Raw genomic sequence first — 8817 nt, 5'->3', positions numbered from 1 at the left:
CCTGAAGGAAGCTCGGATATTACGTTAAGTATCCGGGCTTTTTTTGAAAATAGCTTGAACCGTCGCATTATTCAATACAATGTCAAGAGCTGCAAAACGCCACGGTCACTTTATCTACGGAATCGTCCAATCTTGCCTGACGACCGGTATTACCGCCTGCATTGCAAGTTTTCCGTTTTGGGAAACCGGGAATTTCATGATGCACTGGGCTAGATTGTGGCTGCTGTCCTGGGCTGCGATGTTGCCCGTGGTGGTGTTTGCTGCGCCGTTCATTCGAAGAATAACGGATCGTCTGACCGGTATTACCTAATACCGGCCTGTCCCTAAAACTACGTTGCGGTATCGTGTGCTCAACATCTATTAAGTAAATACATTACGGATAAGTTTCTTCGTCGGACGCCAGAGCAGCAATGATTCGAGCCTTACAGATTCGCTCCGCCACTACTGCGGACGGACCTGCCCACGATTACCACGGGGTACTACACGAATGTGGCCTGATGGACAACGCATCATTGCTTCCAGATATGTTCCATGTTGCGGTGATGGATGGCCGCATTGTCGCTTTGTGCTGGAGGGGAGAGGCACACTGAAGTAGCGGTGGCCTGTTCAGTGGCGGTTCTGCCGTTTGACGAACCGCTTGCTGACCACCTGGTTGACGGCTGACTCGACAAAACCTGAGGCAATGGGCTCGCCATGTCGATAGCGGTCACCGTAGTTCACGATGAAGTGCCGGTTGTTGTCCAAGTAGACAATGAACTCCTCGAGCTTGCCAAGGAGTTAGGTCGCCAACATGGTCATCCTCCACAACGTTCAGTGGATGTCGCGCAAGCTCAAGGATTTGCAGGAACGCGGGCACCCGGTGAACGCCGAAATGCTCAAGGCCCTGTCGCCGTACCGCCGCGAGCATATCAACCGGTTCGGAGATTACCTGCTCGACTTGCAGCGGCGCGTACCGCCACTCGATCCATCAATCGATTTCGCATTCAAATCAGCAGCTTAGCGGAGATGCGGCGGATTTTTTGCGAATCCCGGCCAAGCCTCGACTACCTCCAACGCGTCGACGACTTCGGCCCTGTACCGGCGCGAATCCCCGCCGCGATGAAAGTCACCAGGTACTCGGACTTCCGTCGCACGTCGCCTGCCTTGACCTCGCCACCGGAGATACGCTCGATGCGGCTGTCGAACACGCTCATTACCAGCGCCCCCACGGCAAACAGATAGGCCCAGTGCGCATAGCTGGCTCCGTTGCCTGGCAGGGCATTGCGGATCGTCCTGACGAATTCCATGGCAAAGGGGTCGAAGTAGTCGGCCAGGTAATCGCTTCCGCGGATGGAACGAAGTGGAACCTCTATGAGCAGAATCTGCTGTCGGAGTATCACATCCGCTATGGCGGATACGGCGGAATTGGCTACTATCATGTCTCCGACATGTATATCGCGCTCTTCAGCAACTTCATTCCGTGCGGCGTGCATGAGGCGGTGTACATCCTGGACGGGCTCATCAGAAATGGCTCTGAGATCCAGCCGGATACCATTCACGGCGACACCCAGGCGCAGAGCGGCCCAGTGTTTGGTCTGTCCTATCTGCTGGGCATCAACCTGATGCCGCGCATGCGCAATATCAAAGATCTGGTGCTATACAAAGCGGATCGGTGTCGCAGATATGAACATATCGAGCGCTTGTGCCGCCAGTCCATCGACTGGGACCTGATCCATCGACACTACCCCGACATGATGCGGGTTCGCCTGGGCGAAGGCGCAGGGGGTCGCGCAGCACCACGATGACCCCATCGTGGGCGTGCAAATGACGGTTAATGTGCTGTCCGACAGCGTGATCGCGGCCGTTACCGGCGGATTGCCCATCACGCGCATCTAAGCCGGTCGCCGGGGCGGAAGTCCCGGCGTACAGGTTTTCCGGAAATTGTCGCCATAGTGATAAGAAGTGCTATTTCCTGCAGACCAAGGGCGACCGCCACTACCAGGGCACCACCTTCCGGGCGCCGGCCTCAACGGCCGGCGCGAACTGACCCGCACTTACTTCAGCGTCTTCAACCGGTTGCTCGCCGCACGCGCGCCTTCGGTACCTGGATACTTGGCCACCACCTGTTCCAGAGTCTTGCGCGCGGCATCCTTCTGGCCGGACTCGAGCTGACTATTGGCCACCGCGATCATGGCGTCCGGCACCTTGGGATGCGTCGGGTTGGCATGGATCATTTTCTGCAGCACCCAGGTGGACCCCTTGTAGTCGCGCTGCGCGTAGAGCGAGTTGCCGAGCCAGTACTGCGCCAGCGGCAGGTACGGGCTCTGCGGATACTTCTTGATAAACGACGAGAACGAATTCCCGGCGCTCTTGAAATCGCCCGTCTGGAAATGCTTGAGCGCGGCGTCGTATTCGGGCTTCTCGCCCGGCTGCGACGTGCCTTGGTGGTCTTCGACCGAAGCGTGCTGCGGCTCGAACTTCTTCAGGCGCGCATCCAGGTCGGCGTAATAGTCTTTCTGCTGCTTCTGCAGCGTCGCCACCGTGTTCTGCAGCACTTCGTTCTGGCCGCGTAGTCGCGCGACTTCCTGGCGTAGGCCTTCGAGCTGGTTCTGCAGGTCGAGTGTGGTGCGGCTGTTCTGCTCAATGCGCTGGGTAGCCGTCGCCTGGAAACTGTTGAACTGGTCGCGCAGGTTGATGACCGTTTTGCGCGCCTGCTCATCGTCGAACACGCCGGCGTGTGCCTGCGTGGGTGGCAGCATACCGCCGCTCGCCATGGCGGCGAGCCACAACAGGGTAAAAACGCGTACTTTCATAAATGGGTCGTCGTGGGTTGTGTCGGTTAGCCCTGGTCACATCGCCGTTGGACAGCGGGCCGAATGCATCGGCGCCCCTATCCAACCCGGAAAAACTCAACGCTCTGCCCCGCATTGACCGCGCGCTTGAGCCACGAGGGCATCTCGCCCTGCCCGTCCCAGTTGAGCCCTTCCGCGTTGCGATAGCAAACCACCGGCGCCGGTGGTGCGGGCGGTGGCGGCGCGAAGCACCCCGCCGCGTCGAGCTCTTCGAGGGTGAGCCCGTAGTCGTCCATCTGCGTCTGGATCCAGCGGATCGCGTCAGCCCGCTCAGTCTTTGCTGTCATCGCTGCCGTCACTGCTGTCGTTGCCTTCGTCCTGATTGTTAGGCAGCGCCGCTGCCCCCGGCTCGTTGCCCGGCTCTTCCCCTTGGTCTTCCTACGCAGTGGCCGCCGAACTTCCGGCCTGCCGAGTTTGCTAGGCAGAATAGGGGCGGACCGGCCGCGCCCGCCAACCTGTCGTTCAGTACAAGAGATCGATTAGGAAACGCTCGGGCTTCTTGCCAATCCACGCGGGAGCCCTACCGCGCCCCGACCAGGTCTGGCCCGTCTTGGGGTTGCGGTACCTCGGAGGCGGCGCGGCCTTCGTCTTGGTCGGCACAGCGCGGGCAGCGGGCTCAACACTGGGCTTGCCCGCAATGTCCTCAATGCTGAGGTCGTAATCCTGCATCAACTGCTGGATTTCCTCCACGACCTTTGGCACTTCCGTGGCTCGCAACTGCTCAAGTTGCGCATTGACAGATGCCAGTTGAGCGAGCAGTGAGGATTTGGACGGGCTTTGAGTTGCGGTAGGCGCTTTTTGCTCCTGTCGCGGCTTCCGGGTTTGCGTCTTCTGAGTCGGCGCTTCCGGGGCAGCCTCCACTCCAGGCAGTGCAATCTGCTTCGGCCCGCGCTTCCGGGTTGGGGTCTCTTGAGTCGTGACTTCCGGAGCGGCAACTTCAGCTAGGATTTTCGGCTTCCGACCGCGCTTCGGGGTCCGCCTCTCTTCCGGCGCAGCTTCCGGAGCGGCGGTTTCGGTGAGCGCTTTCGGCTTCCGACCGCGCTTCGGGGCCCGCGTCTCTTCCGGCGCAGCTTCCGCAGCGGCAGTTTTGGTGAGCGCTTTCGGCTTCCGACCGCGCTTCGGGGCCCACGTCTCTTCCGGCGCAGCTTCCGGAGCTGGGGCGTAAAGCGGTGCTACCGGGGCGGCCGTTTCGGCCAGTTCGTCCTGGGCGGCAGCTTCCGTCGGTTCGTCCGTGGCCAGGACTTCAACCGGAGCTTCGGCCACGGCTTCAGTGGTCGCTTCCGAGGCGGTGGCTTCCATCGATTCTTCCGGTGCCACGTCTTCCGTTGAAGCGTCCGGGGCTGTGTAAGGCCGCCGGCGCCGATATGACACGGTCGCCGTCGGGCCGCTATCCTGGCTTGTGGACCAGAAGTCCAAACGTCGGGTCTGAGTGTCAACGCTGCCACTACCGACGCATGCATCACTGGCTTCACCAATGACGGGATCCGCGTCGCGCATCGCCTCAGCGATGGGAAGCTCCATCTGACCAAGTCCGTCCGTCGCATTGCTCGCGACAACGGGTTCAACCACTTGCTCTGGGGCCAATTCGTTCTCCTTCATTGAAGTCACTGCACGTGCAGACGCTTCCTTATCCCATGGACGGTGAGACCTTGTCTCTTGCGTGTCGTTCGCTTCTCGCCTGCGCCAAGCCTTCCTTACGAATTCTCGCGCCCAATCAACGCCGTACGACTTCGGGACCTTTCTGCCGACTCGTCGTATTCGACGTCCTCGGGCCCGGCGTAACAGAGAGGCTGGAAGGTCTCGTCGGCTTCCCTCGCCTGGCACACACGGTTGAAGTGCGCGTCTTGCGCGCGCCCAAGATGGGGTAGCTTTGATTCCAGTGCAATATGCGACGGTTCGCAAGCCCACCGGCCGAAGCGACGAAGTCTGAACTATCTATTCGGAGCGTCCATCCTCACCCTCGCCGAGCCGGTCTCCGCGACATCCGCCCACGCTTTTGCATCGAAGTGGAACTCGACGACGGCGCAAGTGGGCATGTCGATGATTGTGCTCGATAGCCGGTGCGCGAGGTCGGTGAACTCTGGATTGTGGCCGACGAGCATCACGCGGTCTAGCCCGTTGTCGAGTGCGCAGATCACGGCAAGCAACTTGTCCGGGCTGCTGGCGTAGATGCGTTCATCGACGACGATGTCCTTGCGCTTGTAGCCAATCTTGTCGGCGATGAGTTGTGCCGTGGTCAGCGCACGCAACGCCGGGCTCGACACGAGCAGATCGGGCTCCACCCCGCGATCAGCCAGGCGCTTGCCCATCTTGGACGCGTCACGGCGGCCGCGATCGTCCAACGGACGCTGCCGATCGGGCAAGGACGGGTCATCGCGACTCGATTTGGCATGCCGCACAAGAAACAGAGTTTTCATGATCGAGCCGAAAGAGGGTGACCCCTCAATGATAGCGATGGCCAACAGATCCATGCCSTCAACCTGAGTCCGTTCAAACCAAGTAACCCGGTCTGTGGGTCAGTGCGCATCCGCCTCGAGCTCGTCGCCTGTGTCGTCGGCGCGATTCGCGAGCCTAGCCTTCGACAGGGCAACGGCCTCATGGAGCTTCTGCTCCAGCAGTTGCCGGGGCGGCAGTTCGGTCAAATATTCAGCGACATGAATGCCAGTCTGGTCCAGCTCCAACAACTCGATGTGCTCGCGTTTCTTGCCAGAGCAGAGGATGATGCCTAGCGGCGGCGCTTCCCCAGGCTCCTGCTCATGCTTGGCGAGCCAGCGCAGGTAGAGTTCCATCTGTCCTTTGTCGGCGGCCGCTAAAAGCTCATCCGACTTGCGGGACAATGCGGTGCGCTCAAACAGCATCGAGTCCAGGCGGTCTTGGAGAGTGCGAGTGCTCCAGCCCTCGTTGCGGCACATCTCAAGGTAGAACTCGCGTTTGAGTGGGTCATCTATGTAAATCAGGCTGCGGAGGTGGGTCCAACTCAATTGTCTACTCAGTGCGTAGACAATGTCCTCGCACGGAAAAGCCTCGGCGAGGCGCAGCATATGCCGCAAATTCTTGGCGCTGAAGCCACGACCATGCTCCGCCTCCAACTGCCGCGACAGAGAAACGACGATCTGCTCGCCGTATTCGGCACGCTCCCCGCCCAGTACTTCCGAGCGGATACGCTGGCCGACCCGCCAGTACAGCATCGTCAATGTCGCGTTGACCGTGACGGCAAGCCCCGCACGGGCTTCGCTAATGRGGCGCCGGATGTCCCCGGCAAGCGCGTCGGCATTCACCACGGGCCCCTGTGGCACTACCACCTCCGGGACCTGGGTTGTGACTCGTTTGCGCGTCATCGCAAATGGTCCACGCAGTTGTTGTGCAGATGGCCCGCGCGCTGTATTCCTCGCCCCGCTTTGCGGGGGCCGTTCAATATGAAGTGCCTTCGATTCATTCTCTCATCTCTACAGCCGTTGATTTTGGCCACGCTGCATCAGTCCGGCATCTCGAGCATCCTGGACCCGTCACGCTGTGGCTGAAAGATCCCGCGCTTGCCTTGCTGAGGCCAAGCTGATCATCCGTGCAAAGCCGGGGCGCTTTCAGCGGGTTACCGGCACTAAACAACCGACGTCATGGCTTCCCGCGGCAGATGCTGCGGCACCTTGGCCTCTGCAGCAGCGCCTCCTATTAGAACCTCGCACGATTCTAGCAGTGCGTGCTGCCGGCGAAGCTTCTGCCCGGGGCCCTTCTCTGGTTTTTGGCTCTGCGGCAGTGGTCAGCTATTGCTTCGTAGCGGTTACCCGGAAATGCTCCACGCTCTGCCCCGCATTGACCGCCCGCTGCAGCCAGTCCGGCATGGCACCTTGGCCGTCCCAGCCCTGCCCGTGCGCGTTGCGATAGCGCACCGCCCCAGGCACCGTCGCCGGTGGCGGCTCCGTAAAACAGCCGGCCGCCTGCAGCTGGGCCAGGGTCAGGCCGTGCTGGGCCATCTGGATGCGGATCCAGGTAATTGCTTCGGCGCGCTCGATTTCAATCGACATGGTGTTGGTGAACAGATGTAGGGAGGCGAGCGATCCGGCGTGGCGTCGCCGGGAAGGCGTGGCCCGCTCTCTTTGCTTAAATTTTAATCAATTCCGTTGACGCCGTCGGCACTCGGCCGCCGCTCGGCTTGTCCACAGGCTTGTCCCCGTGCGCGGTGGATAAATGCCATCCGACCCCTTCCGGGGGCCGTCCTCAAGCCGGCCCCGGCCTGAACTTGGTGCGCGCCACCGGCGCCCGACGCCGGGCCGGCACCAGGCGGCGCGCCGCGGTGGCTTCGGCCTGGGCGCGCTCGGCGCGCCGCAACGCCGCTTCCAGTTCGGCCCGCAGCCCGTCCTGTGCCGCCTGCCCTTGTCCGAGCGCCTGCTGGGTCTGCGCCAGTTGCTCGCCGAGCGTGTCGCGCTCGGCCTGCAGCACTGGCCACGGCGGCGTCTTGCGCCCTCGCCTGCCCGGCCGCCAGTTCTGTGCGCAGGTCCGCCGCCGCCTGCTCGCCCTTCTGGCGCAGTGTGCGTTCCTGGTCGATCTCGCGCAGCGCACGGCGTTCGGTGGCGCTGGCCCGCTCCTGGGCCACGGCGACCTGCTCGCGGGTGTGCTCCAACTCGGTCGAGAATTGGGTACGTAGCTCCTGCAGTTGCCGCTCGAGCGCTGCGAGCTGACGCGTACCTTCCTCCTGACGCGCCTGGGCAGCCGCGAGGGCCTGGCGCGCGGCCTCCAGCTCGCCCTGTAGAGGGTTGGCCGGCTAGCGGTCGTTTGCCGGCCAGTTTCAGTCCGTCGATGGGCAGCCGAGGGATGACCGAAGGTCAGTTGGTTACCGCCGTTCGAAGCGAAGTGCAGCGCTCTGCAGTTTCTGCCGATACGGGTGCCGCGCTGACCTAGCGTGAGCCCCGATCGGTCTTCTCAAGCAGTAGCAAAGCTTGCACGGTTTCCATTATTCGACTACATTCGAATAATGGAAACAGATGCCGCACTTGGCGCGCTTGCCGCGCTCGCTCACGCCGTCCGCCTGGCCGTGTTCCGCCTGCTCGTGCAGGCCGGACCAGAGGGCCTGCCCGCTGGTCGCATCGCCGAACTCATGGATATGCCGGCGTCGTCGCTGTCCTTCCATCTGAAGGAACTGCACCGGGCCGGCCTGCTCGCCAGCCGCCAGGACGGCCGATCCATCATCTACATGGCTCGCTTCGAGACCATGAATGGTTTGATTGGCTATCTCACAGAGAACTGCTGCGGCGGGAATCTGTGCTCGCCGCTCACCGGCTGTTCCGTTACCTCGGAGTCCTGATCATGAAGCGCTTCCACGTTCACGTAAGCGTGGCCGATCTGTCGGCCAGCATCCGTTATTACTCCGCGCTGTTTGCCGCCGAGCCAAGCGTCGTCAAGGACGACTACGCGAAATGGATGCTCGAAGACCCGCGCGTGAACTTCGCCATTTCCGCGCGCGGTGCGCAGCCCGGTGTGGACCACCTGGGATTCCAGACCGACGGCGCCGCCGAACTGTCGGAGCTGAAGTCGCGTGCCGAGGCTGCCGACATGGCGCGACTCGACGAAGGCGAGACGAGCTGCTGCTATGCCCGCAGCGACAAGTATTGGCTCACCGATCCGCAAGGCATCGCATGGGAACACTTCCACACGCTTGGCAGCGTGCCGGTGTACGGGGAGTCCCGGCAGGTCGAGGCCGCGTCGGCGCAATCCGCATGCTGCGCCCCGCGAGCCCCGAAGGGAAAGCCCGTCGGTATCGCGGTCACGTCCAAACCTTCTTGCTGCTAAGGGCCAACCATGAGCGAAAAGATCTACAACCTGCTGTTCATCGGTACCGGCAATTCGGCAAGGTCGATCCTCTCTGAAGGGCTGATGAACCATCTGGGCAAGGGCCGCTTTCGCGCCTATTCCGCCGGCAGTCACCCGACAGGCGTGGTCAATCCCTTCGCGCTGGCGGCACTGGCGCGCCATGGACTGGATACAGCGGGGC

At 61.9% G+C, this 8817-nt stretch carries 12 protein-coding genes and 4 pseudogenes; 7 read left to right on the top strand and 9 right to left on the bottom strand.

Annotated elements, in window-relative coordinates:
* The coding region (locus AC1DO7_RS36605) for a hypothetical protein (RefSeq protein ID WP_477117244.1) at positions 1-213 on the top strand (213 nt) is incomplete at its 5' end.
* Entirely contained in the window at positions 122-310 is a 189-nt protein-coding gene (locus tag AC1DO7_RS36600; protein WP_477117243.1) for a DUF2798 domain-containing protein, read from the top strand. The genes AC1DO7_RS36605 and AC1DO7_RS36600, both read left to right, overlap by 92 nt.
* 308 nt (positions 311-618) lie before the next feature.
* On the opposite strand, the pseudogene AC1DO7_RS36595 reads toward AC1DO7_RS36600, so the two are convergent.
* A pseudogene (locus tag AC1DO7_RS36595) lies at positions 619-777 on the bottom strand (ISKra4-like element ISBte1 family transposase); the annotation flags it as partial.
* Between the two features lie 4 nt (positions 778-781).
* Between AC1DO7_RS36595 and AC1DO7_RS36590 the strand changes: the two are divergent.
* Positions 782-1000 (top strand): annotated as a pseudogene (locus tag AC1DO7_RS36590) (Tn3 family transposase); the annotation flags it as partial.
* A gap of 43 nt (positions 1001-1043) precedes the next feature.
* On the opposite strand, the pseudogene AC1DO7_RS36585 reads toward AC1DO7_RS36590, so the two are convergent.
* Positions 1044-1313, bottom strand: a pseudogene (locus tag AC1DO7_RS36585) (TetR/AcrR family transcriptional regulator); the annotation flags it as partial.
* A 6-nt stretch (positions 1314-1319) separates the two neighbouring features.
* On the opposite strand from AC1DO7_RS36585, the pseudogene AC1DO7_RS36580 reads away from it, so the two are divergent.
* A pseudogene (locus AC1DO7_RS36580) lies at positions 1320-1748 on the top strand (Tn3 family transposase); the annotation flags it as partial.
* A gap of 285 nt (positions 1749-2033) precedes the next feature.
* Here AC1DO7_RS36580 and ybgF read toward each other — a convergent pair.
* The 7 genes from ybgF to AC1DO7_RS36545 form a co-directional block, all read right to left on the bottom strand.
* Positions 2034-2792, bottom strand: a complete 759-nt coding sequence (gene ybgF / locus AC1DO7_RS36575; RefSeq protein ID WP_441623516.1) for a tol-pal system protein YbgF — start codon at positions 2790-2792, stop codon at positions 2034-2036.
* A 77-nt stretch (positions 2793-2869) separates the two neighbouring features.
* Positions 2870-3118, bottom strand: coding sequence for an H-NS family nucleoid-associated regulatory protein (locus AC1DO7_RS36570; RefSeq protein WP_441643610.1), 249 nt, complete (start codon positions 3116-3118; stop codon positions 2870-2872).
* Positions 3119-3293: 175 nt separating this feature from the next.
* Positions 3294-4430 carry an H-NS histone family protein gene (locus AC1DO7_RS36565; protein ID WP_441623513.1) on the bottom strand — a complete coding sequence of 379 codons (1137 nt, stop codon included), beginning with the start codon at positions 4428-4430 and terminating at the stop codon, positions 3294-3296.
* 332 nt (positions 4431-4762) lie between these two features.
* Positions 4763-5302 carry a SixA phosphatase family protein gene (locus AC1DO7_RS36560; protein ID WP_441623511.1) on the bottom strand — a complete coding sequence of 180 codons (540 nt, stop codon included), beginning with the start codon at positions 5300-5302 and terminating at the stop codon, positions 4763-4765.
* Positions 5303-5347: 45 nt separating this feature from the next.
* On the bottom strand, positions 5348-6169 hold the full coding sequence (locus AC1DO7_RS36555; RefSeq protein ID WP_477117242.1) for a PDDEXK nuclease domain-containing protein: 822 nt from the start codon (positions 6167-6169) through the stop codon (positions 5348-5350).
* A gap of 423 nt (positions 6170-6592) precedes the next feature.
* Positions 6593-6853 (bottom strand): H-NS histone family protein, encoded by a 261-nt coding sequence (locus tag AC1DO7_RS36550; RefSeq protein WP_441623507.1) that lies wholly within the window; start codon positions 6851-6853, stop codon positions 6593-6595.
* 193 nt (positions 6854-7046) lie between these two features.
* The gene (locus tag AC1DO7_RS36545) at positions 7047-7268 is read right to left on the bottom strand and encodes a hypothetical protein (RefSeq protein WP_441623505.1); all 222 of its coding nucleotides are present in this window, start codon (positions 7266-7268) and stop codon (positions 7047-7049) included.
* 532 nt (positions 7269-7800) lie between these two features.
* On the opposite strand from AC1DO7_RS36545, the gene AC1DO7_RS36540 reads away from it, so the two are divergent.
* The 3 genes from AC1DO7_RS36540 to AC1DO7_RS36530 form a co-directional block, all read left to right on the top strand.
* The gene (locus AC1DO7_RS36540) at positions 7801-8130 is read left to right on the top strand and encodes an ArsR/SmtB family transcription factor (RefSeq protein WP_441623503.1); all 330 of its coding nucleotides are present in this window, start codon (positions 7801-7803) and stop codon (positions 8128-8130) included.
* A 2-nt stretch (positions 8131-8132) separates the two neighbouring features.
* Positions 8133-8615 carry an ArsI/CadI family heavy metal resistance metalloenzyme gene (locus AC1DO7_RS36535; RefSeq protein ID WP_441623501.1) on the top strand — a complete coding sequence of 161 codons (483 nt, stop codon included), beginning with the start codon at positions 8133-8135 and terminating at the stop codon, positions 8613-8615.
* Between the two features lie 9 nt (positions 8616-8624).
* On the top strand, positions 8625-8817 hold a 193-nt coding region (locus AC1DO7_RS36530; RefSeq protein ID WP_477117241.1), incomplete at its 3' end, for an arsenate reductase/protein-tyrosine-phosphatase family protein.

Source organism: Cupriavidus sp. 05N40 (assembly GCF_056397305.1).
This window is presented reverse-complemented; position numbering and strand designations above follow the sequence as displayed.